This is a genomic window from Propionispora vibrioides (genome assembly GCF_900110485.1).
Lineage (GTDB): Bacteria > Bacillota > Negativicutes > Propionisporales > Propionisporaceae > Propionispora > Propionispora vibrioides.
Genome location: NZ_FODY01000003.1, coordinates 46,756 through 70,739 on the forward strand (window position 1 = coordinate 46,756; position 23,984 = coordinate 70,739).

Here is a 23,984-nt window from a genome sequence, read left to right on the forward strand (position 1 = left end):
AAAACCTCTAGCTGTCAATTACGACGCAATAATCTTGCTGCATTCATGAATTTTGTTAAAGAAAAGAATTTTTTCCTTTTGTTGAAAAGTCAATCTATCCTTTAAATACTGGGCCGCCCCCTCCTCAATAATAACGATAACGTCCTGGTGCAATTGCAGAATGGAAGCGGGAATTTCCGGCGTAATGCCTTCGCAGACAGCGCGATAAACAGCCTCCGCTTTATTGCTGCCATTGGCCAACAGCACTACCTTTTTCGCCTGCATAATGGTCTTTATTCCCATGCTGATGGCCCGGGTCGGTACTTCGCTTATATCGGCAAAAAAGCGGGCGTTAGCTTCTATGGTATCTTGTTTCAGCTTCACTTCATGGGTATAGGCTTCAAATTTTTCATCGGGCTCATTAAAGCCAATATGCCCATTCTGACCGATGCCCAGCACCTGTAAGTCAATGCCGCCACATTCTTGAATAGCCTTCTCATAGGCCAGACATTCGGCGTCGACACTGGCAGCCATGCCATCAGGAAGATGAATTTTCTTTTGGTCCAGGTTCACGTGCCGGAAGAAATTGTCGTACATGTAATAATGATAACTTTTTTTGTCTGCTTCCGGCAATCCTACATATTCATCCAGATTAAAGGTAGTCACTTCGGAAAAATCCAGCCCATACTCTTTGTAAATTCTGATCAGATGATGATACATAAATAGCGGGGTGCTGCCGGTGGCAAGCCCCAACACGCTGTTCGGCTTCACATAGATTTGGCCGGCCACAATCTGTGCCGCCTGCACACTCAATTCCTCATAATCCTTCACAATAAACACACGCATACTCATTACCTCCGATACACCAGATTTCCTCGAACAACCGTGCCAAAAACGTCGAACTCCTGATTAAACAAAGTAAAATCGGCATCTTTTCCGATAGCAATACTTCCTTTCTGCCGGAACGCGCCAATCTTTTTGGCGGGATTCGAGGTGACAAGCGCAACGGCTTCCGTGATGCTCAAGTTTGTATTTCTCATAAAATTGTAGACCGCCCTATTCAAAGTCAAGGTGCTGCCGGCAATCACGCCGCTGGCCAGCCTGGCTTCTCCTTGTTTGACAATGACATTTTGCCCGCCCAGATCGTATTCTCCCTCGCCTAGCAGGCAAGCCCGCATAGCGTCGGTAATCAGCAGTACAGCATGATTGCCTTTCACTGCAAGCACCAGCCGCTGCACAGCCGGATGTACGTGAATGTTGTCGGCAATAAGCTCACAGGTCATTTCTTTATGTTCAAAGGCCGCCCCCAAAATGCCGGGTTGGCGATGATTTAGCAAAGGCATGGCATTACAGATATGGGTAACATGGGATGCACCGGCCGCAATGGCAGCGGTTGTCTCCTCATAGGTAGCCGCACTGTGTCCGACGGAAACGACGATGTCGCGCCGGACGCACTGTCTGATAAATTTCTCGCTGCCGGCCAGTTCCGGCGCCATAGTGACAATTTTAATGATATCCTCAAACGGCTCAATCAAAGAAAAATCGGGCTGCAGAATATATTCTTCGGCTTGCGCTCCCTTGTAGGCTCTATTAATAAACGGACCTTCCAAATGACAGCCCAGCACTTGAGCGCCGTCAGCCAAGCCGTCTTTCATAAACTGCCTAATGCGGCCCAGCGTCTGAGTAATCCGGTCCAGACTCATCGTCATGGTAGTCGGCAAAAAAGCTGTTACGCCGGTTTGCACAATATGCCGGCTGATATGGCCGATACTATCTTCCTGTTCATCCATCGTATCGACACCGGCGCAACCATGGACATGGGTGTCAATAAATCCGGCCGATACGTACTGGCCCGCTCCGTCTAAGAGTTCCAGGTCGTTATGTCCGGCAATGTCCTGCTCCGGCACGATATCGACGATCTTATCGGTAAACAAAATAGCATAACCGGTAAGTATGCTATTTTCCAAGACAATGTTGGCATTAACAATTGCTTTCATCATATTCTCTCACTGCCTTCTTCACAAAGCCGTTATGCGCTTTTAACAAATCACGTGCCTTCGGTGCCGCCACATCCAAGAGAAGCATGACAATCGCGGCCTTTGTATCACCCTCAGCCGCTTCTAAAGTGGCCATGACAGCTTCCCGTGTTTTGCCTGTAGCGATCTGCACAATATCAATGACTCGCTTCTTCAGTTTCTGATTGATCGGTCTTACATCAACCATTAGATTGCCATACGTCTTTCCCAGCTTAATCATGGCACAGGAGGATAGCATATTAAGCACCATCTTTTGCGCCGTACCTGCCTTCAAGCGCGTTGACCCCATAATGACCTCAGGACCCACATCAACCGTAATACACAAGTCGGACACCGACTCCAACAGCCCCCCGGGATTACAGCACACACCGATGGTCGGCGCCCCCAGTTTCTTGGCATATTCCACCGCTGCCAACACGTAAGGAGTATTGCCGCTGGCACTCAAGGCAACCAGAATATCGTTACGCGAAAATTCCCGTTCTTCCAGATCATACCGCGCCAGTTCCCCATCGTCTTCCGTATCCTCCCGCCAGCCGGCCAGCGCTTCGGCGCCACCGGAAATCACGCCGATCACTACTCCATCGTTCACCCCGAAAGTCGGCGGACATTCGGTAGCATCCAGCACCCCGATCTTGCCACCACTGCCTGAGCCGATATAGAACAACCGGCCTTGGGCGGCAAGACAGACGGTAATCCTGTCAATAGCCTTTGCGATAGCATTCAGGGATTTTTCCACCGCCCACGCCACCACTTTATCTTCCTGGTTAAAAAGAGCGGCCATATCCCACGTGGCCAGTTCATCAATATGCACTGTCTTCTCGTTGATTTGACTCATATATCCTCCTGCTCCATGCATATATTGCGAGAGAATGCGGTTTGCCGTCACCGTTTTTAAAGACAGATCTACAAACCGCATTCGTTAATCCCGCTTCTTACTGTTTATCTAATCAACTTTTTCAATTCTTCCGCAATCAGTTCGGCCTGCGTGCCCACAACCACCTGCACACTGTCGCCTTTTCTGATAACACCACGGACACCCAAAGCCTTTAATTTATCCTCATTGATAATACCTGCATCTTTCATATTCATCCGCAGACGGGTAATGCAGGAATCCAGTGTAGCCACATTTTCCTTGCCACCAAGGATTTCCAACATCTTAACGGAGAAGTCGCTGATATTGATATTAGCAGTTGCCGAATTATCCAGTTCATCCTCATACCGTCCAGGAGTCGGCAGGTCATAACGGCGAATAGCCCAGACGAAGGTCACATAATAAATAGCGGCAAAAGCCAGCCCCAGTGGAATAATCATGCCGGCATTGGTGGCCAGTTTCCAACTCAGCAAGTAGTCGATCAGCCCGGCCGAAAAACCGAAACCGTGAAGAATCCCGAAAGAATAGGATACCGCCAAAGCCAGACCGGTTAACACCGCATGGAAGAAATACAGCGCCGGAGCCAAGAACATAAACATAAACTCAATCGGTTCGGTAATGCCTGTCAGGAAGGATGTAAAGGCTACGGAAAATAGCATACCGCCTACTTTAGCCCGGTTTTCCGGTTTAGCCGTCGTATACATGGCAAAGGCTACCGCTGGTAAAGCAAACATGAAGATGATATAAAAACCTGCCATGAAATTGCCCGCTGTGGGGTCACCGGCAAAGAACCGGTTCAAATCCCCAGTAACCACTTTTCCTGTGCTATCAGTATAATTGCCAAAAACAAACCAGATAAAGCTATTGAGAATATGATGACATCCAACGGGGATCAGTAAACGGTTGAAGAAGCCAAAAATGAATACCCCAAGAGCACCGGCACCGATAATCCATTCGCCAATTGCATGGATGGCCGCCTGAATGGGCGCCCAGATCACGCCAAACAATCCGGCCAGCACAACGGCGGCCGCTGCGGTGGCAATCGGCACAAACCGCCGTCCACCAAAGAAACCTAAATAATCGGGAAGTTTAATATTATAATATCGATTGTAGATCAGACCGGCAACCAAACCAGTGATAATCCCTGCCAGTACCTTCATATCCAGGTCGGGATTAATCGCCTTCAACCCTTCGGTCAGTACAAAATACCCGACAGCACCGGCCAGACCGGCTGCTCCGCCGTTGTCATGGGAATACCCAACGGCAATACCAATGGCAAATAGTAATGCCAAATGGTCAAAGATGGCACCGCCGGCCTGCATGATGAACGGAATGTTCAAAACATCCGGCGCTCCAAACCGCAGCAATAGGGCCGCAGCCGGTAATACTGCCACTGGCAGCATCAAGGCTTTACCTATCTTCTGCACACTTCCAAACCAATTACTCATCTCTTAACCCCCTTTATTTTTTGCACGTCCCCCGACGTGCCGGCTAACGCTGCAAGGTGACCTCAAACTTGTACCGGTCACTCCGGTAAATGGCTTTAGTCATTTCCATCGGAATAGTGCCCTTGATATAGGTTCTCCGAGAAAAGAGCAACGCCAGTTTATTTTTCTTCACATCCAGCATGTTGCTCTCATAATCGTTCATCAACACCGGTTCGATGGTCTGGTAAGCATGTTCAATCTGCAGACCGAACTCACCGGCCAGCAAACTATACAGGGAATGATCCTGGAGCATGTCGGCCGTTAACGTTTCACACAGGTACACCGGAATATAGGCCGTTTCCAGTGCATACGGTTCTTCCTCCACATAACGCAGCCGGGTGATTTCAAAAACCGGCTGGTGCTCTTCCAGTTTCAGAGTTTCCTGGATTTTTTTCGTCGCCGCCTTCTTTTCAAAAGAGATAAGTGTGGTGCGTACACTTAGTCCCCGCCGTTCCATATCTTCGGTAAAGCCAAACAAGCCGGACAGCGTATACTTTCCTTTATGGGTCGCCACGAAAGTTCCTTTCCCTTGTTCCCTGTATAAAACGCCCTGATTGACCAGGCTGATAATCGCCTTGTTCACCGTCATGCGGCTAACCCCATGATATTCACACAATTCCCGCTCAGGCGGTATGGGATCATCGGGCTGCAATTCCTCATTCTCAATTAATTCAACCAGAATATTTTTCAACTGGTAATACAGCGGGACAGGCGAATTTTTATCTACTTTCTTCATAGCAACCTCCGTTTGGCCTATAATCCGATATCCGCAATTTGATATATTGATATGTTGTATATACCAATAATAGCACTGTTTTTTCTTTTCTTCAATACTTTTTTTACAATTATAAAAATGAAAAAACAGCCGAAAACTCGGCTGTTTTATGCGACACGACGGGCGCCCAAATATCTGGCTTGATAATACTGACTATATAAAGAGGTGCTGACCACCTGTCCCGCCCCGGAACTAGCATGAACAAACTGTCCGTTGCCGATGTAAATCCCCACATGAGAAGCTCCGGCCTCATAGGTGGAAAAAAACACTAGATCTCCTGGTTGTAAATCCGCCCGGTTCACCCACATACCCACATTGTACTGCTCATCTGCCATCCTTGGCAGAGAAACTCCGTTCTGAGCGAATACATAGGAAACAAAACCTGAACAATCAAACCCCGACGGTGAACGGCCGGCCCAGACATAAGGCACACCGTAAAAATTCTGGGCATACCCGGCAATCCGTTGTCCTAAGCGCCGGTCTACCTGTCCGCGGCTGGTATCACTCACCCGGTAATCCCGTAAAGCCTGCCAGGTTTGTGTCCCGACTATGCCATCGGCAGTCAGGCCGCAATCCAATTGGAAGTTAATCACCGCACTGCGGGTACCGGAACCGAAGGCTCCATCCGCTTCCCCCTGATAGTAACCGATTTCTTTTAGTTTTGTTTGAAGCATAAAAACCTCATTACCCGATGCTCCCTGCTTAAGCGCAACCTGCGCCAGTGCCGCCGGCATCATGGCCAAAACCATTAAACAAAAAAAACAGCAACAAAGAATGATTTTTCCGCTCTTTTTCATAAAACCCCCCTTTGTATTTTCTTAATAGTGAAACTATTCTTTATTTTTTTCCAAAATCCTTCCATTTTTTAAGTCGCCATAAAAATATTCTTTTCACTAATACTTATGTTGACAATATCGCCTTTCATGTGTATAATATGTAAATGTGAGCAGCGGGGCGTAGCGCAGTTTGGTAGCGCGCTTGGTTCGGGACTAAGAGGCCGCAGGTTCGAATCCTGTCGCCCCGACCACTTATTATTCAACTAATCCCGATAGTTGGGCCAACTAAAATTCCATAATGAAATGCTTATTTTTATTGTTCTTGTGGATAACCAGAAGTAAGCATAATGCTGTATCAAATAGAATTCTTGCCATAATGGTTGGAATTTTTTTATTTTAGTCAAAGTCCCCAGACTCCGTCTAAATTTAATATGCAATATAAATATCCCCGCCCGGTCTAAACCGGAGCGGGGACTTATCTTGCCGTTTTATGGGTTTTTCTTAAGAATTTATTTGATATTGCAAGGGTTATATACTATTTTATACCCACCTTATGCCGTTGGTACGATATTTTCCCTTGTGCAATTTCCTCCAGAGCAATTGTAACTATTTTTGAAGACTTAGGATTGACCAAGCAGGTTTTACCCTCTCTCAATTCTCTTGCCCGCTTGGCGGCGAGTACAGCCAGAGTATACTTACAATCCACTTTTTCCAACAAATCTTCTAATGCCGGATAATCCATTGTTATTCCCTCTTTTCATTATCCCTCTACGATCAATTCTCCCCCCTCATTTAGAAATTAGCTAATTTATATATTATATCATATATATTTCTTCCTTGGTTGATATTTTATAATTCAAATCTTAATTAAAACAAACATCCGCCAACCAAAAGTAGTGGGGGAAAATGCCAAAGCTTTTCCGACGACAAAAAGCCCTATCCGCTTATCAACAGCAGATAGGGCTTTTGCTAACGTCTTTGCTCTACTCTTTTTTCTGAGCGGCCGGTGCAACATGGGAAAACATGCGGATCACCCATAAAAGCACAATGGCTCCTACTGTACTGGATATGATGGACCCAATGGTGCCATAAGTGCTGATTCCCAAAAGATTAAATAAAAAGCCGCCAATAAAAGAACCAATCACACCGGTCACCAGGTCACCCCAGATACCGAAACCGCCGCCTTTGGCGATCATACCGGCCAGCCAACCGGATACCAGACCGATTACTAAAAACCAAATCATCGCTTTATCACCTCCTGATCCTAGTGTTGCACCAACCTTGAAATAAGAATTTGCTGACGGTCATAATTTTGCCACGCCATTATCTTTCTGTTTCAAAGTTGTTACAGTACTAGTATGGCTAATAAAGCAATATTTCATAAGTAAAAAGCGAAAATTTTTCCAACAAGCCTCCTCCCATTCAGGTAGTTCGACCGGTTATCCGGCTTAGATCCGTATGCTTATGCTGTATTCCTCCCCCCGTTTCACCGCATGGTCTAGTATATTTTTAAAACTCTTCTCCTCCTTCTTCTTTGATGTACAGACAAAAGCCGGTTTGGGCTGTTGCCTGATTTCTGCTTTGTAAATGCAAGGCACCGGTGCGATCATCGAAAACCTTCTTTCCATTTTTTTACATATATTCGATAAATGGAAATAAATTCCTCTTCGCAAATTCCTTGCTTTTCAGACAGAAACAGCACTCTTTTTACAGCATATTCATAAACTACCATGCCTAAAATAAAAGCCCCTCCCTTTCGGGAGGGGCCTGACCATGTCAGATAGCCCTTTAGCCTTCTTCTGCCACTTTGTCTTTCTTACTGGAGCTGATCACCTGTTCGGCAATGCGCTGTGGCAGTTCTTCGTAATGGGAGAACTTCATGGCAAAACTGCCTCGTCCTTGTGTCAGCGACCGCAGGTCCAGCGCGTAACGAAAGACTTCGGCCAGCGGAACCTGGGCCCGGACGACACCGAGACCTTTGCCGATGTTTTCCATTCCCAATATCCGGCCGCGCTTGCTGTTAATATCACCAATAATATCACCCATATCGGTTTCCGGTATTTCCACTTCCAGATTGTAGACCGGTTCCAATAGTACCGGTTTAGCCTGAAGCACTCCTTTGCGCAAGGCCAGGCTGCTGGCAATCTTAAAGGCCATTTCCGAGGAATCCACCGTATGATAGGAACCGTCGGTCAGGGTCACTTTTACGTCCACAATGGGATAGCCGGCCAGAACACCACCCTGCAAGGCTTCCTTGACGCCCTTTTCCACCGCCGGTATATATTGGCGCGGCACAGCACCGCCAAAGATAGAATCGTGAAATTCAAAACCGGTTCCCGGTGCCAGCGGCTCAATCTGGAGCCAGACATGTCCGTATTGTCCATGCCCACCACTCTGTTTTTTATGCTTTCCTTCGATTTTTACCGAATTCCGGATGGTTTCCCGGTAAGGAATTTTCGGCGACTGCAGGACTACATCCACACCGAATTTCCGCTTCAGCCGTTCCACCATAATATCAATATGCAGCTCACCAATTCCGCTGACCACCAGTTGCACCGGATCGGTAGCCTTCTTCACGCTGAGCGTTGGGTCTTCATCCAACAGGCGGGCCAGCGCACCGCCGATTTTATCCTCATCGTTACGGTTTTTAGCCTCTAAGCGCATGGAGAACATCGGCTGAGGATACTCAATCGGCAGGAAGACTACCGGATTATCCTTATCGCACAGGGTATCACCGGTCGCCGTGTCCTGCAGCTTGGCAACCACCCCAATATCGCCCGCGCCAATAGCCCCCACCGCATCCTGGTGTTTGCCGCGAAGTGTAAAGACATTACCAATGCGCTCGATTTTTCCTTTCGAAGCATTGTATACAGCGCTGTCCGGTTTGAGAGCGCCGGAAAAAACCCGGATATAGGTCAAACGGCCAACAAACGGATCCGCCGTCGTCTTGAACACAATAGCTGAAAAGGGGTCCTGACTGTTTCGCGTCACAGCTTCTCTGGTGACAGGATGATATCCCTCGGCCACTGCGGTTGCCGCCGCCGGCAGATAGTCCACGATTGCGTCAAGCAACGGCTGGACAGCGACATTCTTATAAGCTGAACCGCATAAAACAGGGAAAATTTCCGCCCGGGCTATACCCAGCAGCAGTCCCTTTCTGATTTCTTCCGCACTTAGTTCTTCCCCCTCCAGATACCTCTCCAGCAGTTCATCGTCAGCTTCCGCCGCACACTCAATAAGCTGTTGCCGGGCCTGCAGAGCCTGTTCCATAACTTCTTCCGGCACAACGTCTTCCCGCACCTGCGTTCCCGCCGGATTAGCCGAAAAAAAAGCTTTCATTGTCAGCAAGTCAACAATGCCGCGGAAGGTTTCCTGTGAGCCTATCGGAATCTGCACAGGTACCGCCCGACTGCCAAAGGAAGCGCGAATTTGCTCCAAAACAGCAAAGAAATCGGCATTCTCTCGGTCCATCTTGTTAACAAACAGCAAGGAAGGCTTATTCAAATCCTGGGCATACTGCCAAACCTTTTCGGTCTCCACTTCCACGCCCGATACGGCGCATACCACCATCAGAACACTGTCGACAGCCCGCAAAGAACCTTTAACCTCCGATACAAAATCGGCATAGCCGGGCGTATCGACAAAATTGAGTTTGTGTTCTTTCCACTCACAGGGCGCCAACGCCGCACTGATCGTCACCTTGCGTTTCATTTCCTCCGGCTCAAAGTCTGTCGTAGTCGTACCGTCGTCTACCCTTCCCAGCCGGGTTACTGCGCCGCTGTCAAACAGAAAGGCCTCTACCAGAGATGTTTTGCCGGCACCGCCATGAGCCACAACTCCTACATTTCGTATTCTGTCGCCTTTATAATCCCTCATACTGAACCCCCTCCTCAAGATATTGGCAGTTCGCACCAAAGACATGCACAAAGACACACACAAACAAGCAATATTTTTCCATTTCTCCTTGTCGTTTAAATTTTCCTTCTTTTCAGTCTATTCATTGAAAATAAATTAAATAACCGCCCCAACCCGGAGCGGTTATAAAGAAAAGAGCACTTATTTACGTAGTTTTGTAAAACAGCCGCATAATTTTGCGCAATGGTGCCGGAACTGTCATGATATATACCTTCAGCAGTTTCATCACACTCGCCTCCTAACCGGTTGCATGGTTCACATGTAGTACATTGTATGTTGCGAACATACATTTTGTGACAACCAAGCCGTCAACGATTTAGGCAAGCAGCTCCGCTTCCGCCCTGGCAAGAACAAAGCATAAGTCCGACAAGCGGTTCAAGACAATGGCTAACGACGCATTCACCGGCTCTTCCTTGGCTAGACGCAGCACATTTCGTTCGGCCCGGCGGGTGGTCGTGCGGGCCAGGTCCAACGCGGCAGCACCCGCTGTGTCGCCGGGAATGATGAAATGAGTGAGCGGCGGCAACAGCCCGTCAAACCGGTCAATGATTTCTTCCAAATGAATGATCTTTTCCGCTGTAATATAAGCAGCCTCCCCAGTACTTGCCAGATCGGCCATGACCAGCATCAGCAACTTTTGCAGTTCATGAATGGTTTCGCATACCTGCCGGTTCCGGCAAGTGGCCCTGGCAAGCCCTAAGGCTGAAGTGATTTCATCCACCGAACCGTAAGCCTCGACCCGCAGGCTATCTTTGTCGACCCGTTCTCCGGTCAAAAGGCCTGTCTTACCCTGGTCGCCAGTTTTCGTATATACCTTCATGGCAACTTCACCTCTAAAAAATTTCATCCTTCGTGAAAAAGATATTCATTTCCCGTTCGGCACTGGCCGGGCTGTCCGAGCCATGAATGACATTTTTGGACATTTCGGTTGCGTAATCGCCCCGAATGGTTCCCGGTGCCGAATCTAAAGGATTAGTGGCTCCCATCATGGAACGGACCATCTTTACAGCGTTTTCACCCCGAATGACCATCGCTACGACCGGGCTGGAGGTGATAAAATCAACCAGTTCACCGAAGAAAGGCTTTTCCCGGTGTTCATCATAATGCTTTTTTGCCTGTTCCCGGGAAACTTTCATCAATTTCATGGCGGCAACGGTAAGCCCCCGCCGTTCAAAGCGGGCGATAATTTCACCACTGATGGAGCGCTTTACCGCATCAGGTTTTAATAAGACCAATGTATTTTCTAGCATTCAGTGAGTCCCTCCTACAAATTTGACTACAAATAATTGGCAGGGCGTGTTTAAAGACTATCCGAAACGGCTCCTGACGGTGCTTTTTACGCCATGCTTCGTTAGATTTTTTTGAAATAGGAGCCCCTATTTCTACAAAAATTTACCTTGCCTGGCGCAAAGATCACTCGCCATGAACCATTCCGTTAGCCTCCAAATACACCCTAGCTTCTTGCGTATAATTAAGTGCAGACTGGTGAATGGCGGCAATCTCTTCTTCCGTCAGAGTACGCACCACCCGGCCAGGTGAACCCATTACCAAAGAGTTAGGTGGAATTTTCTTATGCTCGGTGACCAAAGCACCGGCTCCGATGATACAGTTTTCGCCAATTTCACAGTAACTTAACAGGATAGCGCCCATGCCGATCAAACAATTGTCACCGACCGTACAGCCATGAATGACCGCATTATGCCCGACCGTCACAAAATCACCGATCACGGCAGGAAAGTCGTGCATGACATGAACGGTAGAGTTATCCTGAATGTTGGTATAGCGGCCAACTTTGATGGGATGAATATCACCGCGGAGAACAGTATTATACCAGATATTCGCATATTCGCCAAGAGTTACATCACCAATTATATAGGCTCCCGGTGCAACAAACACATTATCAGGCACCTGTGGCGCCCGGCCTTGATAGGCGATTAACGCTTTCTGCCTCAATTCACATCACCATTTCCTTATACTGTGTTTCATCCAGCCGTTTTAGCACAGCCACCAGCAGGCGCACTGCCGCTTCATAATCTCCGCTGTGAATCACACTGTTATGGCTGTGAAGGTAGCGGGTGGGTATGCTCAACACGAGACTGGGAACACCCTGACCATGGATATGAATCCGTCCGGCATCGGTCCCGCCGCCCTCAGTGAATTCAAGCTGGTAGGGAATCTGATTTTGTTCGGCCGTTTCAATGACAAAGTCTCGCAGCTTGGTATGAGGAATCATACTGGCGTCATAAATACTTATGGCTACTCCCTTGCCCAGCTTGCTGGAGGCCTGATCACTGGTTACGCCCGGCGTATCGCCCGCCACACAGGTGTCAATTGCCAAAGCAAGATCGGGATCAATGACACCGGAACTAGTCTTGGCACCCCGCAGTCCCACTTCCTCCTGCACCGTGCCGACACCGTACACCGTATTCGGATGCGATTCCCCCTGCAAGGCCAGCAAAACATCACTCATAATGGCACATCCCACCCGGTTATCCCAGGCCTTGGCCAGCAAAAATTGCGGATTGGCCATGACGGTAAATTCACTGTAAGGCACAACGGCATCGCCAGGACGGACGCCCAGCCGCCTAGCCTCTTCTTCATCGGCCGCGCCGATATCAATATACATATCCTTTTTCGGCACGATTTTTTTTCTTTCTTCCGGCGTTAATATATGGGGCGGCTTACTGCCAATCACACCGGGCAGATCGCCTTTAGCCGTCAGCACAGTAACCCGCTGTCCCAGCATGACCTGCTCCCACCAGCCACCCAGGGTGGTAAACTTCAAGAAACCTTCTTTGGTAATATGTTTGATCATAAATCCGATTTCATCCATATGGCTGGCCAGCATAATCTTGGGAGCACCGGCTGTTCCCTGCTGCTTGAAGATAATGCTGCCGATTTTATCATGCGTTATTTCAGTACAACCCCGCAGGCGGTCTGCCAGCAATTTTTTTACTCGTCCCTCAAAGCCGGAAGCACCGGGCACCTCGGCGAGCTGTTTTAACCAGGTTAATGTTTCGGTATTCAACGCCATCCCTCCTGTCTTCTAGAAAACTGCTGATTTAATGAACACACCGGCACGACAAGAAATTGTTCTGCCGGCCAGAAAAAAACAGCCGCAAAATTAGCAGCGCCTTTGCAAGGTTTTTTCGCCACAGTCAGGCGAAAAAGCCTCTGTCGTAATGTATGCTGTGAATAAATCAGTGTTCTCCTAAATCTTAGTGTGCGGCAAACCAGGCTTTCTATTCGTCGCCACACCATCATTATAGTGGGAGATGGGATTCATTGTCAAAAGGTATCGCTCCGCACTAGGGAACCGGTGGGGTTATGGAGTGTAGCACAAAAAAAGGCCGGCGATACACATTAGGTTCTCGCCAGTTGAGACACTAATAAGAACTCCACCGAAGCCGTTCAGTGGAGTTCTTTAAAAACAATTTATATGCGCTCAGCCAGCTCTTGGAGCCGCGCGATCCGGTCTTTTGTACTGGGATGGGTACTGAATAGATTGGCTAGCAACCCTCGGGAGCCGGAACTAAAAGGGCTGACAATAAACATATGGGAGGTCGAGGGAGTCGCCTCCGGCATAAGCTTACTGGCGGCATGATATTCCAGCTTTTCCAGTGCCCGAGCCAGCGCCAGCGGATTTCCCGCTATGGAGGCACCGGTTTCGTCGGCCAGATATTCCCGTGATCGTGAAACACCAAGCTGTAGCAAAGTAGCGGCTAATGGTGTCAGTATGATGAGAATCAGGCCTTCCATGGCCCGGCCAAGCAGACTGCCTTCTTCACCATTGCGTCCTGCTCCCCAAAAAACCGCCCATTGGGCAATATGGGCAATGGCAGTGATCATGCCAGCCAAACTGGCAACGATCGAACTGACCAGAGTATCCCGGTTCCTGATATGGGCCAGTTCATGAGCGATGACCCCTTCCAATTCCACCGGGTCCACCACTTTCAACATTCCTGTGGTGACGGCAACCGCCGCTTGGTGCGGATTGCGTCCGGTAGCAAAGGCATTGGGCGCATCGGTCTGGATAATATATACTTTCGGCATAGGCAGTTTGGCCTTTTGAGCCAGCGCGGCGACTATGCGGATTAAATCAGGAGATTCTTTGGCGGTAACCTCCTGTGCCCCATACATGCCGAGCACAATTCGGTCACCGAACCAATACGTAACAAAATTGATAACCATGGATATGACAAACATAACCGTCATGCCTTCACTGCCACCGCACAGGCTTCCTATCGCCAGCAGCAGCCCCGTTAAACCGGCAAGCAGAACGGTTGTCCTAACGTTGTTCATATCAAAACCTCCAGGGATTGTAATAAAGGACCTGCTACCTTTGCCAGATATTTTTGGCCATCACCTCCCCATATTTTGCACGCATTATCATTATATGTATTTTAGCGAAAATTAACAATAGTCAAATTATACGTTCTTTTCTATTTTTTCCTTAATGCAGCGCAACATATTCATACTGTTGTCACGGACTTTCTTTTTCAAAATGGGATTAAGCAGTCCGGCTATCATGGGAATTCCGAAATCAAAATCAACCGTCAATCTGATCTCGGTTCCGTCCACCAGCGGCAACAGCCGCCATTCGCCTTCGAACTTTTTCAAATCCCCTGCAAGCTGTTTATAGACAATATGCATGGCAGCATCGTCAAAAAGATCCAGTTCGCGCCATTTAATGATACGCCCGTCCACATTGGACACCCAGTCACTTACGGTACTGCCAGCCGTGCGCTCCACAACCGTAACACTGACCAGATCGGGCATGAATTCGGGATACTTTTCCATATCCTTAATAAAAGGATATGCCACGACCGGTTCACATTGGACCGGCAAAGAAACTTCGACATAAGGCATGCCAAATCCTCCTATAGTTCATCTAACAAATCCGCAGCGGCAGCCAGTGCTGCTGCAAGCGCTTCAATCACCTGGTCAATCACCGGCAGCGGCAGGTTCAGCGGTGGCTCCAGACGGATGACCTTCGGGTTGTTGAGAGTATAGGCAACCAAAATTCCCCGGGAAATCAATTCCGCCATGACCACTCCGCCCAGCCCTTCCTGAGCCAGCTCCAGACCAAGCATAAGCCCGATACCCCGGACCTCTTTAATGACGGCAGGATACTGGTGCTGCAAATCGGTCAGACGGCGAAGAAAATAGGTTCCAGCCACAGCCGCCTGTTCAGCCAACCCTTCTTCCTGTAACACCCGGATGGTCTCCTGTCCGGCAACGCAGGCCAGAGGATTGCCACCAAAGGTGGAAGTATGTAAAAAGGGACTGGCAATCAGTTTTTCCCAAAGCGGTGGCCTGGCAATAAACGCTCCGATGGGCATCACCCCGCCTCCCAAGGCTTTGGCCAGTGTCAGAATATCCGGTACGACGCCCGCGTGTTCCACTGCGAACATTTTACCGGTCCGGCCCAGCCCTGTCTGCACCTCGTCACAAATCATCACGGCCTGGTGAGCATCACATAAAGTCCGGATCGCGCGCAGATAATCGGGTGACGGTACGATAATCCCGCCTTCTCCCTGAACAGGTTCGACAATCACAGCCGCCGTCACCTTGTCTACCGCCTGCTCCATCGCAGCCACATCACCGTAAGGCACATGGACAAAGCCTTCCAGCAACGGCCGAAAGGGCTCGCAAAATACTGCCCGCCCAGTAGCACTTAAAGCGCCGAAGGTCTTGCCATGAAAAGCGTTAACCGTCGATACCACCTTGACTCGTCCCGTATGCAGCCGCGCCAGCTTTAAAGCCCCTTCCACGGCCTCGGCACCACTGTTGCCGAAAAAACTAAACTGCAGATCCCCCGGTGTAATGGAAGCCAACAAAGCAGCCAGGTCGGCCATCTCTTTATTGAACAACACCTTGCCTGATAAAGGCATTCTGTCCAGTTGGCGCTTCACGGCAGCCACTACCCGTGGATGGCGGTGCCCTAAACTGAACACCCCGTAGCCGCCAAGACAATCAATATATTCTTTACCGTTGCTATCGGTTATACTATAGCCTTGCGCTTCCCATTCCACAGCATTCAGCCCCATAAAGCGAAACAGCCTGGCCAAAGCTGGATTAACAAATTGCTCGTAATGCTCGATAGTTTGGCTGACCACAGTATCCGTATCCATAATGACCTCCCGCTTGCCTTATATGGTATATATTCCTATTTATACATAGAATGTCCACTTTTTATGCATATTTTTCCTGTCAGCCTCCAGAAAAAACAAAAAGGATACCTTATAGAAAACTATAAAGCATCCTTACGTAAGCCATATGATAACCACCAGAAACAAAAAAAGGCTTTCCAGCCGGTTTTTACTAAATGGTGCGGTAGACTGGATTTGAACCAGCACGGAGTTGCCCCCGCCAGCCCCTCAAGCTGGTGCGTCTGCCGTTCCGCCACTACCGCGCAACTTATGGATAGGACGTTCTTCGCTACCGCTCAGAACTAAGCGATTCACTCATGTTCTTACTTCGCCTATCGGCTCAGAACAACATAGTTTACTGCTTATATGGTGCGGTCGAGTGGATTTGAACCACCACGAGGTTGCCCCCACTAGCTCCTGAGGCTAGCGCGTCTGCCGTTCCGCCACGACCGCATCTATCTGTTCACTGCAGCTCTTCTGAACTGTTTGTTCAGTTGTTAGCTACATTTGATATTCTAGCATACATAACATAGCTTTGCAAGAGGAAATTTGATTTTTTTTAAAAAATCATCTAAGTTTCTTTCCAAAGCCCTTTGACGCGGGACAATGCTTGACATTCCTGATCTTTCGTAGGATACTAAAATTAAAGGAGGCGATCACCGTGGCTATTTCCATTTTACGGAATCAGTCCTCAGGCTTGGATAAACCAAAACTATCTGCCGAACAATTGCAGCGTATAAATAACAGCCTGAACCAGCCGGCTGCCGATACCTCGACCGACGATGCGTCCGCGACGCCCGCTTATATCGTAGAGTTGAGCAACACAGCTTTACAGCAGTCTTCAACAAACCAGGTACAAACTGCCCAGACGGGAGACATAGCGCAAAATTCAATCAACACCGACACCAGCTACCAGGATTCCCCGGCTTATATTGTTGAATTGAGCGCGACCGCTCTTGCTTTACAAAAACAACGGCTAAGCCCGGAGCAGGATCAAACCAAATCGACCAGTAAAACATTAATTGCCCAGTTATAAGCAACGGTCCGGCTACTTCCAGCGGACATCTGATAATGATTCCCCATATGACCAATGATGTAAAAAGACTGTCAGCCAGGCATTTTGCCTTCCGACAGTCTTTTGTCATTACCGGAATCCCCACTGCCAGGCGTTCCACAACGCTCCCGCCGGACCGGGTTTATAGTTTGCTATATTTTTTTTCACCGCAGCCAGTTGGGTGTGAAAATACAGCGGCAAAACCGGACATTCCTGATTGATGATCTCCTGAATGCGGAAATACGCTTGCTTTCGGGTTTCCAAATCCGGCGTCCTGACCGCCTGTTCAGTCAGCCCATCTACTTCCGGATTCCGCCATCCCGGATAGTTTCTACCGGCGTAGCCGTTGTTCCAGCCCGGTATATTCCTGGAATTCCACAGGTCGCTATTATCGGGATCACTGCCGGCAGCCCAAGCATACAGCGCCATATCAAAACGCCTGTTTTTTAACGTGTCGTTAAAAAAGGTCTCTTTTTCCACCGCCAGCGGGCGAGCTTCTATTCCCACTTCTTTTAACTGCTGTACAATCAATTGGGCCACAGCTTCCCTGGTTTTATCATTCTGGGGATACGCCAGGGAAAAGGACAGTCTTACGCCATTTTTAGCATAAATTCCATCCGGCCCTGCCACCCAGCCGGCCTGGTTCAGCAAGCCCTTGGCCGCGTTAACATCCCGGCCGGCCGCCGTCACTGACGGATTATAGGCCCAGGAAACCGGCGGCTGATCGCCGGCGGCCGGCACCGCGGCATTTTTCAGCACCGTAGCGACAATAGCCTGGCGGTCAACGCCGTCAACGATGGCCTGACGCACCTGCACCTCCTGAAACAACGGCTTGTCCAGGTTAAAGTCCACATGTTCCCAAATCGAGTTGGGCGTTGTCACCACATTGACATTATCCAGTGATCTTGCCTGATCAAGCTGGGACAAATCCAAATTGGAAGCAATATCAATTTCCCCCGCTTTCAGTTGCGTCAACAGCAAGTTCATTTCCGGCACCACTTTATATTCAATACTGTCCAGTACGGGCTTACCCCGGAAAAATTGCGGATTGGCTTCCAGAATAATCGCTTCAGCCATGCGCCATTCCTTCAATTTGAACGGCCCGGTTCCGATCGGCGATCGATTAAAGGCAGCCTTGTTGATATCCGGGACGTTTTCCAGAATATGCTTCGGCAAAATAACGGAAAACAAAGTCAGGTAAGGAGCGTAAAACTCACGGAAACGGACAACTACCGTAGTAGCGTCCGGGGTGTCGATGGAAGCGATTTTGTCATAACCTTCGCGAGATATAACATTGGCTTTGGGGTTCATAATTAGCTGCCAGGTAAATTTTACGTCCTGGGCGGTAAAGGCCACTCCGTCATGCCAGGTCACACCGGGCCGCAGCCGATACGTTACGGTAAGACCGTCACGGCTGACTCCGCCGTTTTGCAGTGTGGGAACATCCAAGGCCAGGTCCGGCATCCACTCACCCTTATCATTGGCACGAAGCAGCCCGTTAAACAGCAAGCTGCTGACCTCGGATACCGATAAAAGATCCGATAGCAGAGGATTAAGCATGCTTGGCTCCTGCAGACTCCCGTAAACCAGTTGTCCTCCCTGTCTAAGCTCTTTTTTACTTTCCTCCGGTTTTTTATCGGCCGACGGCGAAAAACGTCCGCAGCCGGTTATCGCCAGTACGGCGATTAAAGCCAGCAAAATCCACTTGCCCCGTCGCAAACAGCCCACCCCATTCCTACTAGATAATATAACCTAATCATTATAATACTGGACAAAAGGCCCCTGTACTCCGCCAACTTTGAAACTGAAAGATGATGACGAAATTTTGACCGCCAGCAATTTCTGCTTTCAAGATTGGTGACTAGCCTCAGTCTTTGTACAGAGCCTGATAGCGAGCCTTACTGTCCAGGGTTTTTTTTACATATTCCCGGGTTTCCCGGAAGGGGATTGCCTCAATTCGGTTAAAATCCGGCGGCCATTGCTGTTCCGCCATCCATTGCTTCACATTGCCCCGCCCGCCGTTATAGGCAGCCAGCATGAGATATTCGTTATTACCGAATTCCTTTTGCAGAGAAGCCAGATACCAGGTCCCTAGCCGGATGCTTACCTCCGGCTGTTCTAACTGGGTTACGCTAAAATCCTGGTCTTCAATCTGCTGGGCAACCCAGTCTGCCGTTTCCGGCATCATCTGCATAAGTCCCATAGCCCCCTTATGGGATCGTGCCTTTGCAAAAAACTTACTTTCGCTGCGAATCACGGCAGCTACCAAAAAAGGGTCCACATTGTTTTTCAGTGCGTACTTATACACAATGTCCTGATAAGGAAAAGGATAAATAAATTTTTTCTGAAACCAGTCGCTGTTATACAAGGCATACCCGCCTGCGGCCATTACAAGCGCGCCAATTACCAGGACTTTCATCCAGGCCATTATACGCAAAACCATCACTCCGTTACTTTGTAGGAACTGCTGATTTATTGAGCGGTTCCTTAGCTTTTTTACAAACTATGTAGCAAGCTAAAAAAACATGTTCCATTTCTTATATAGCAGTTGCCTTATTTTGCAATCTGCGCCAGGCATCGCTTACCTGTTTTTCCAGTTCTTCAAGGCCGGCGTTATTATCAATAACCAGATCGGCATAACCGACCTTTTCCGCCAGGCTCATCTGCGACTGAATCCTCTGCAGCGCCTGTTCCCGGGATAGTGTATTCCTCTTCATAAGCCGGTTGAGCTGTACGTCCGGCCGAACATAGACTACCCACACTTCATCGACAAATTCACACCAGCCGGCTTCAATCAATAACGGGATATCCAGCACGAGCAGCCGGCAGCCTTCTTCCCTTGCCAGTTGCATCTGCCGGAATATCTCCTGCCTAATGGCCGGATGAGTAAGCGCGTTCAGCCAGTTCCGCAAAGCCGGCTCGGCAAAAATTTTCCCACCAAGCATTCCCCGGTTGAGCGAATCGTCTTCCAGCAGAATCTCCTGACCAAAACGGTCCACAATAGCCCGCCAGGCCGGACTGCCCGTAGCAACCGCGTTGCGGGCAACCACATCAGCATCAATAAGACGGGCGCCCATTTGGGACAGCAAAGCACTGACGGTGCTCTTGCCGCTGGCGATGCCGCCTGTTAAACCAACGCAATACATGGCGTCCCCCCTCCTACTTGATCTGGCAACGGGAGCAATAGTGCGTGCCCCGGCCGGCAACTACAATCTTGCTGATCGGTGTGCCACAAACACAGCAGGGCTCATTGTGACGACCGTAAACCCGCAGGTGCTTTTGGTGCTCCCCGCGCTGCCCGTTACCGTCGCGGTAATCCCGGAAGCTGGTTCCGCCATCGGCGATGCCTTCGGCGATGACCTGATTCACTGCCGCGTATAACACCTTGCATTCTCTTTCCGACAATTGGGCCGCACTTTTTTCCGGATGAATTCCGGCCAGAGCCAGACTTTCATCAGCATAAATATTACCTAGACCACTGACCAACGTCTGATCAAGAAGCAGCGGCTTGATCTTACCCTGCCGCTTTTTAAGCCGGTCACTGAAATACGCCTCGGTAAACTCGGCGGTCAGGGGTTCCGGCCCCATATGCTGCAACCCGGAAATCCGCCACAGCTCTCTTTCCTTCATTAAGTACAGCGTGCCGAGCGTGCGGGTATCGGCATATTGCAGCGTATCCTGGTTATCAAACGTGAATAAGATACGAGTGTACTTGTCCCGTTCCGCACCAGCCTGTATAAAGTAAAGGCGTCCGGTCATCCGCAAGTGGATAACCAGAACAAAGTCGTCCTCCAGATAAAACAGCAAGTATTTGCCGCGCCGCCCCAGTTTTTTAATGCGTTTTCCCGTCAAGATGGCCTGAAATTCCCCCGGACTGGGCCATTTGATCAAACGAGGCAGCAAAAGATCGACCTCTTTTATTACACGTTCAGTTACTTTATCCGCCAAATGCCGGCGAATTGTCTCGACTTCCGGTAACTCAGGCATGTCCATACCCTCCGTTGCATCATTCTTCACCGCGTTATTTAGCCGCCGCCCAGGTCTTGCCGGTTTTAACCTCCACCGTCATAGGCACCAGCAGGGTCACGGCTTGCTCCATAGCCTGTTTGACCAGGCGGCTCACCGGTTCAACCTCTTGTTCCACTACTTCTAAGAGCAGTTCGTCATGCACCTGCAGTAATATACGCGAAGTGAAGTTAGCTTTTTTGAGCTCCTGATACACATCAATCATAGCCTTTTTAATAATATCCGCCGCTGTTCCCTGAATAGGCGTATTCATCGCTGTCCGTTCAGCAAAAGAACGTTGATTAAAGTTGCTGCTGTTGATTTCCGGCAAATAGCGCCGCCGGTCGAACATGGTGGTGACATAACCGTTTTGCCGAGCGAAACGGATAATCACATCGATGAACTCCTTTACACCGTGATAGCGGGCAAAATAGCTTTCAATATATTGGCCGGCTTCCTTGCGGCTGACCCCGATATCGCGTGACAGGCCATAATCGCTGATGCCATATACAATGCCGAAATTGACCGCCTTGGCCCGCGAGCGCATTTCAGCCGTAACCTCACTCATGGAAACCCCGAAAACCTCCGCGGCTGTCCGGGTATGGATGTCCTGTTCGTGATTAAATGCTTCAATCAGTCCGTTATCTTTCGACATATGGGCCAGAATACGCAGTTCAATCTGCGAATAGTCGGCGGACATAATATAATCGTAACCCTCACCGGGCACAAACAGTTCCCTGATTTTTCTTCCCGCTTCCGAACGGATAGGTATATTCTGCAAATTGGGTTCGGAACTGCTTAAGCGGCCGGTGGCGGTCACCGTCTGGTTAAAGGTAGTATGAATCCGCCGGGTAACCGGATGAATCAGGGGCAGCAGTCCGTCCAGATAGGTCGACTTTAATTTGATCAACATCCGGTACTCCAGAAGAATACCGATCAGCGGATGGTAGCCGGCCAACTTTTCCAACACTTCAGCATCGGTGGAATAGCCGGTTTTCGTCTTTTTAATAACCGGCAGGTTTAGCTTTTCAAATAGCAGAACGCCCAGTTGTTTAGTGGAATTAACATTGAACGGCTCCCCGGCCAGTTGGTAGATTTCCGTTAATAATCCCTCGATCCGTACAGAAAGCCCTTCCGACATGCCGAGCAACGAGGCACGATCCACGGTAATGCCGTAGTTTTCCATGGAAGACAGCACCCATACCAAAGGCAGTTCAATCTCCCGGTACAAGGTCTCCAGCTTGGCGTCCTGCAGGGCGGCATACAGCACCGGCTGCAGTCGGGCAATAGCCTCAACCGACCAGAGCGCTGCCGCCGTCCTGTCCTTGTACTGATCCGGGTGCAATGAAGCATAGCCGGACAAATAGGTTTCCACCAGCTTATTCAACGGATATTCCACCGCTGTAGGATCAAGCAGATAAGCCATCAGCAAAATATCGGTCTGAATCTCACTGCAGGCAAGATCTGCGCCGTAACAGGCATTATAGGTAACTTTAGCGTCATAGGTGGTTTTTTCCAGCCGATCATCATTGAGCAGCTCCGCCACACAGGACCAGCCGTCACTGCCGGCTGGGATGTAAACAGCTTCTTTACCGTCCCACAAGGCCAGGCCATTGAACGATATCGCCGGCAGAACGCCTTCCGTAACCGGATAAAATACCAGCCGCCCTTTGCAGCGGATAGCCGCCGCCAGTTCTTGCGCCGCCTCCTGTGTCTCGATGCGCCGGGTCTCAATGCGGACCGGCTCCGCTGCCGGTTCACCGGCAGCACTGCCAAACATCGCCGGTAAACGCTGCAGCAGACTTTTGAACTCAAAGTGAGCAAATAGCTCTTTCAGCTTCTCTGTATCAGGCGCATAGCCGTATTGGTCCAGGGAAAAAGCCAGCGGCATATCACAGACAATGGTCGCCAGCTTTTTGGACATAATTGCCATGTCACGATAGGTCCGCAAGTTTTCCTGCAACTTTTTCCCCGCCACTCGTTCGATATTGGCCAAGAGGTTTTCCACCGACCCAAACTCACTGACTAGCTTGAGCGCCGTCTTTTCACCAATTCCGGGAACGCCGGGAATATTATCCGATGTATCCCCCATCAGCCCTTTAACATCAATAAACTGGCTCGAGGCAATACCGTATTTTTCCCGAAAAGTCTCTTCCGTAACATTCTCCATATCGGAAATACCTTTTTTCGTCAGCAAAACCCTGCTATAGGGACCGATCAATTGCAGCGCATCCCGGTCACCGGTCACAATGGTAACCTGGCAGCCGGCCTGTACGGCCTGAACGCTTAAGGTCCCGATGATGTCATCTGCCTCATAGCCGGCTTCTTCCAGCACTTGAATTCCCAAAGCCGCCAATACCTCTTTTACCAGAGGAAACTGTTCGGACAGTTCGCCAGGTGTGGCCTTGCGGTGACCTTTGTACTCCGCATAGGTTTCGTTGCGGAAGGTGATTCTACCTTTATCAAAAGCAACAGCGATGGCATCCGGTTTTAAGTCTGCCAACAGCTTAAGCAGCATGGTGGTAAAGCCGTATACGGCGTTTGTATATTGTCCCGCTGCGTTGGAAAGCGGGGGTAAGGCATAAAAAGCACGGTGAATCAGGCTGCTTCCGTCAATAATCATAAACTCTGGAGACATCGGTATCCCCTCACAATATTAATAGTTTAGCTTCTCCCTTAGTGTAGTGGTACATTCACATTTCATTAAATTACTTGTCTGAATTTCCATCTGCATCGTTGTCGTCAATCGGCGTAGAACCCACTACGCCTTACTCCTCCGCTTCGCATCTGAAAATTCATCCTGCCTACTTTAGCTGAATATGAATGCGTCACTACACTGGGTCGTGTTTTTAGACTAACGGGATGATCCATGGCAAGTGATTTTTACACCAGACGAGGCAACATTTTGCAGGAATAGTAATCCCTATTTCAAAA

The 23,984-nt window shown here is 49.3% G+C and carries 22 protein-coding genes and 3 tRNA genes; 2 read left to right on the plus strand and 23 right to left on the minus strand.

The genetic code is table 11. From position 1 onward, the window contains the following. Positions 1-18: 18 nt before the first annotated feature. The 6 genes from nagB to BMW43_RS03585 all read right to left on the minus strand — a co-directional run bounded on the left by nagB (position 19) and on the right by BMW43_RS03585 (position 5,945). The gene (gene nagB / locus BMW43_RS03560; protein ID WP_091744034.1) at positions 19-825 is read right to left on the minus strand and encodes a glucosamine-6-phosphate deaminase; all 807 of its coding nucleotides are present in this window, start codon (positions 823-825) and stop codon (positions 19-21) included. Between the two features lie 5 nt (positions 826-830). After that, on the minus strand, positions 831-1,979 hold the full coding sequence (gene nagA, locus BMW43_RS03565; protein ID WP_091744035.1) for an N-acetylglucosamine-6-phosphate deacetylase: 1,149 nt from the start codon (positions 1,977-1,979) through the stop codon (positions 831-833). Then, entirely contained in the window at positions 1,960-2,850 is an 891-nt protein-coding gene (gene murQ / locus BMW43_RS03570) for an N-acetylmuramic acid 6-phosphate etherase (protein ID WP_091744036.1), read from the minus strand. The genes nagA and murQ overlap by 20 nt, the downstream gene beginning before the upstream one ends. Before the next feature lie 104 nt (positions 2,851-2,954). Further along, complete coding sequence (gene nagE / locus BMW43_RS03575) at positions 2,955-4,334, minus strand: N-acetylglucosamine-specific PTS transporter subunit IIBC (RefSeq protein ID WP_091744037.1); 1,380 nt, start codon at positions 4,332-4,334, stop codon at positions 2,955-2,957. 43 nt (positions 4,335-4,377) lie between these two features. Next, positions 4,378-5,109: a GntR family transcriptional regulator gene (locus tag BMW43_RS03580; RefSeq protein WP_091744038.1), complete on the minus strand. Its 732-nt coding sequence runs from the start codon at positions 5,107-5,109 to the stop codon at positions 4,378-4,380. A 146-nt stretch (positions 5,110-5,255) separates the two neighbouring features. Beyond that, a complete protein-coding gene (locus tag BMW43_RS03585) occupies positions 5,256-5,945 on the minus strand; it encodes a C40 family peptidase (protein WP_091744039.1) in 690 nt (229 codons plus the stop codon). A gap of 153 nt (positions 5,946-6,098) precedes the next feature. Between BMW43_RS03585 and BMW43_RS03590 the strand changes: the two genes are divergently transcribed. Beyond that, a tRNA-Pro gene (locus tag BMW43_RS03590) sits at positions 6,099-6,175 on the plus strand. A 284-nt stretch (positions 6,176-6,459) separates the two neighbouring features. On the opposite strand, the gene rpoZ is transcribed toward BMW43_RS03590, so the two are convergent. From rpoZ to BMW43_RS03650, 12 genes are all read right to left on the minus strand, one after another. Next, entirely contained in the window at positions 6,460-6,666 is a 207-nt protein-coding gene (rpoZ, locus tag BMW43_RS03595) for a DNA-directed RNA polymerase subunit omega (protein WP_091744040.1), read from the minus strand. 241 nt (positions 6,667-6,907) lie between these two features. Then, positions 6,908-7,168, minus strand: a complete 261-nt coding sequence (locus tag BMW43_RS03600; RefSeq protein WP_091744041.1) for a GlsB/YeaQ/YmgE family stress response membrane protein — start codon at positions 7,166-7,168, stop codon at positions 6,908-6,910. A gap of 544 nt (positions 7,169-7,712) precedes the next feature. Beyond that, complete coding sequence (gene fusA, locus BMW43_RS03605) at positions 7,713-9,800, minus strand: elongation factor G (protein ID WP_091744042.1); 2,088 nt, start codon at positions 9,798-9,800, stop codon at positions 7,713-7,715. A gap of 355 nt (positions 9,801-10,155) precedes the next feature. Beyond that, a complete protein-coding gene (locus BMW43_RS03610) occupies positions 10,156-10,659 on the minus strand; it encodes a cob(I)yrinic acid a,c-diamide adenosyltransferase (RefSeq protein ID WP_091744043.1) in 504 nt (167 codons plus the stop codon). Positions 10,660-10,672: 13 nt separating this feature from the next. Beyond that, positions 10,673-11,089 (minus strand): nucleoside-diphosphate kinase, encoded by a 417-nt coding sequence (ndk, locus tag BMW43_RS03615; protein WP_091744044.1) that lies wholly within the window; start codon positions 11,087-11,089, stop codon positions 10,673-10,675. Between the two features lie 163 nt (positions 11,090-11,252). Further along, positions 11,253-11,792, minus strand: coding sequence for a gamma carbonic anhydrase family protein (locus tag BMW43_RS03620; protein WP_091744045.1), 540 nt, complete (start codon positions 11,790-11,792; stop codon positions 11,253-11,255). A 1-nt stretch (position 11,793) separates the two neighbouring features. After that, entirely contained in the window at positions 11,794-12,867 is a 1,074-nt protein-coding gene (locus BMW43_RS03625) for a M42 family metallopeptidase (RefSeq protein ID WP_245732209.1), read from the minus strand. Positions 12,868-13,274: 407 nt separating this feature from the next. Then, a complete protein-coding gene (locus tag BMW43_RS03630; protein ID WP_091744047.1) occupies positions 13,275-14,141 on the minus strand; it encodes a zinc metalloprotease HtpX in 867 nt (288 codons plus the stop codon). Positions 14,142-14,267: 126 nt separating this feature from the next. Further along, positions 14,268-14,708 carry a type II toxin-antitoxin system RatA family toxin gene (locus tag BMW43_RS03635; RefSeq protein WP_091744048.1) on the minus strand — a complete coding sequence of 147 codons (441 nt, stop codon included), beginning with the start codon at positions 14,706-14,708 and terminating at the stop codon, positions 14,268-14,270. A gap of 11 nt (positions 14,709-14,719) precedes the next feature. Next, positions 14,720-15,973 (minus strand): aspartate aminotransferase family protein, encoded by a 1,254-nt coding sequence (locus tag BMW43_RS03640; protein ID WP_091744049.1) that lies wholly within the window; start codon positions 15,971-15,973, stop codon positions 14,720-14,722. 195 nt (positions 15,974-16,168) lie between these two features. After that, a tRNA-Leu gene (locus BMW43_RS03645) sits at positions 16,169-16,254 on the minus strand. A gap of 104 nt (positions 16,255-16,358) precedes the next feature. Next, positions 16,359-16,444, minus strand: a tRNA-Leu gene (locus BMW43_RS03650). A gap of 208 nt (positions 16,445-16,652) precedes the next feature. On the opposite strand from BMW43_RS03650, the gene BMW43_RS03655 reads away from it, so the two are divergent. After that, a complete protein-coding gene (locus tag BMW43_RS03655; protein ID WP_091744050.1) occupies positions 16,653-17,027 on the plus strand; it encodes a hypothetical protein in 375 nt (124 codons plus the stop codon). A gap of 108 nt (positions 17,028-17,135) precedes the next feature. Here BMW43_RS03655 and BMW43_RS03660 read toward each other — a convergent pair whose 3' ends face one another. From BMW43_RS03660 to polA, 5 genes are all read right to left on the minus strand, one after another. Further along, positions 17,136-18,773, minus strand: coding sequence for a peptide ABC transporter substrate-binding protein (locus tag BMW43_RS03660; protein WP_245732210.1), 1,638 nt, complete (start codon positions 18,771-18,773; stop codon positions 17,136-17,138). A 139-nt stretch (positions 18,774-18,912) separates the two neighbouring features. After that, the gene (locus BMW43_RS03665; protein WP_439331444.1) at positions 18,913-19,473 is read right to left on the minus strand and encodes a lytic transglycosylase domain-containing protein; all 561 of its coding nucleotides are present in this window, start codon (positions 19,471-19,473) and stop codon (positions 18,913-18,915) included. Positions 19,474-19,582: 109 nt separating this feature from the next. Then, positions 19,583-20,191, minus strand: a complete 609-nt coding sequence (gene coaE / locus BMW43_RS03670) for a dephospho-CoA kinase (RefSeq protein ID WP_091744053.1) — start codon at positions 20,189-20,191, stop codon at positions 19,583-19,585. Positions 20,192-20,204: 13 nt separating this feature from the next. Continuing rightward, on the minus strand, positions 20,205-21,032 hold the full coding sequence (gene mutM / locus BMW43_RS03675) for a DNA-formamidopyrimidine glycosylase (RefSeq protein WP_091744054.1): 828 nt from the start codon (positions 21,030-21,032) through the stop codon (positions 20,205-20,207). A gap of 34 nt (positions 21,033-21,066) precedes the next feature. Continuing rightward, complete coding sequence (gene polA, locus BMW43_RS03680; protein WP_091744055.1) at positions 21,067-23,688, minus strand: DNA polymerase I; 2,622 nt, start codon at positions 23,686-23,688, stop codon at positions 21,067-21,069. Between the last annotated feature and the right edge of the window lie 296 nt (positions 23,689-23,984).

Excerpts from the sequence above, each read along its gene's own strand:
- murQ (WP_091744036.1), bottom strand. The coding sequence starts at position 2,850 with ATGAGTCAAATCAACGAGAAGACAGTGCATATTGATGAACTGGCCACG.
- BMW43_RS03585 (WP_091744039.1), bottom strand. The coding sequence starts at position 5,945 with ATGAAAAAGAGCGGAAAAATCATTCTTTGTTGCTGTTTTTTTTGTTTA.
- BMW43_RS03630 (WP_091744047.1), bottom strand. The coding sequence starts at position 14,141 with ATGAACAACGTTAGGACAACCGTTCTGCTTGCCGGTTTAACGGGGCTG.
- polA (WP_091744055.1), bottom strand. The coding sequence starts at position 23,688 with ATGTCTCCAGAGTTTATGATTATTGACGGAAGCAGCCTGATTCACCGT.
- BMW43_RS03580 (WP_091744038.1), bottom strand. The coding sequence starts at position 5,109 with ATGAAGAAAGTAGATAAAAATTCGCCTGTCCCGCTGTATTACCAGTTG.
- mutM (WP_091744054.1), bottom strand. The coding sequence starts at position 21,032 with ATGCCTGAGTTACCGGAAGTCGAGACAATTCGCCGGCATTTGGCGGAT.
- nagE (WP_091744037.1), bottom strand. The coding sequence starts at position 4,334 with ATGAGTAATTGGTTTGGAAGTGTGCAGAAGATAGGTAAAGCCTTGATG.
- fusA (WP_091744042.1), bottom strand. The coding sequence starts at position 9,800 with ATGAGGGATTATAAAGGCGACAGAATACGAAATGTAGGAGTTGTGGCT.
- BMW43_RS03610 (WP_091744043.1), bottom strand. The coding sequence starts at position 10,659 with ATGAAGGTATATACGAAAACTGGCGACCAGGGTAAGACAGGCCTTTTG.
- nagB (WP_091744034.1), bottom strand. The coding sequence starts at position 825 with ATGCGTGTGTTTATTGTGAAGGATTATGAGGAATTGAGTGTGCAGGCG.
- nagA (WP_091744035.1), bottom strand. The coding sequence starts at position 1,979 with ATGATGAAAGCAATTGTTAATGCCAACATTGTCTTGGAAAATAGCATA.
- ndk (WP_091744044.1), bottom strand. The coding sequence starts at position 11,089 with ATGCTAGAAAATACATTGGTCTTATTAAAACCTGATGCGGTAAAGCGC.
- rpoZ (WP_091744040.1), bottom strand. The coding sequence starts at position 6,666 with ATGGATTATCCGGCATTAGAAGATTTGTTGGAAAAAGTGGATTGTAAG.
- BMW43_RS03640 (WP_091744049.1), bottom strand. The coding sequence starts at position 15,973 with ATGGATACGGATACTGTGGTCAGCCAAACTATCGAGCATTACGAGCAA.
- BMW43_RS03635 (WP_091744048.1), bottom strand. The coding sequence starts at position 14,708 with ATGCCTTATGTCGAAGTTTCTTTGCCGGTCCAATGTGAACCGGTCGTG.
- BMW43_RS03665 (WP_439331444.1), bottom strand. The coding sequence starts at position 19,473 with ATGGCCTGGATGAAAGTCCTGGTAATTGGCGCGCTTGTAATGGCCGCA.
- BMW43_RS03600 (WP_091744041.1), bottom strand. The coding sequence starts at position 7,168 with ATGATTTGGTTTTTAGTAATCGGTCTGGTATCCGGTTGGCTGGCCGGT.
- coaE (WP_091744053.1), bottom strand. The coding sequence starts at position 20,191 with ATGTATTGCGTTGGTTTAACAGGCGGCATCGCCAGCGGCAAGAGCACC.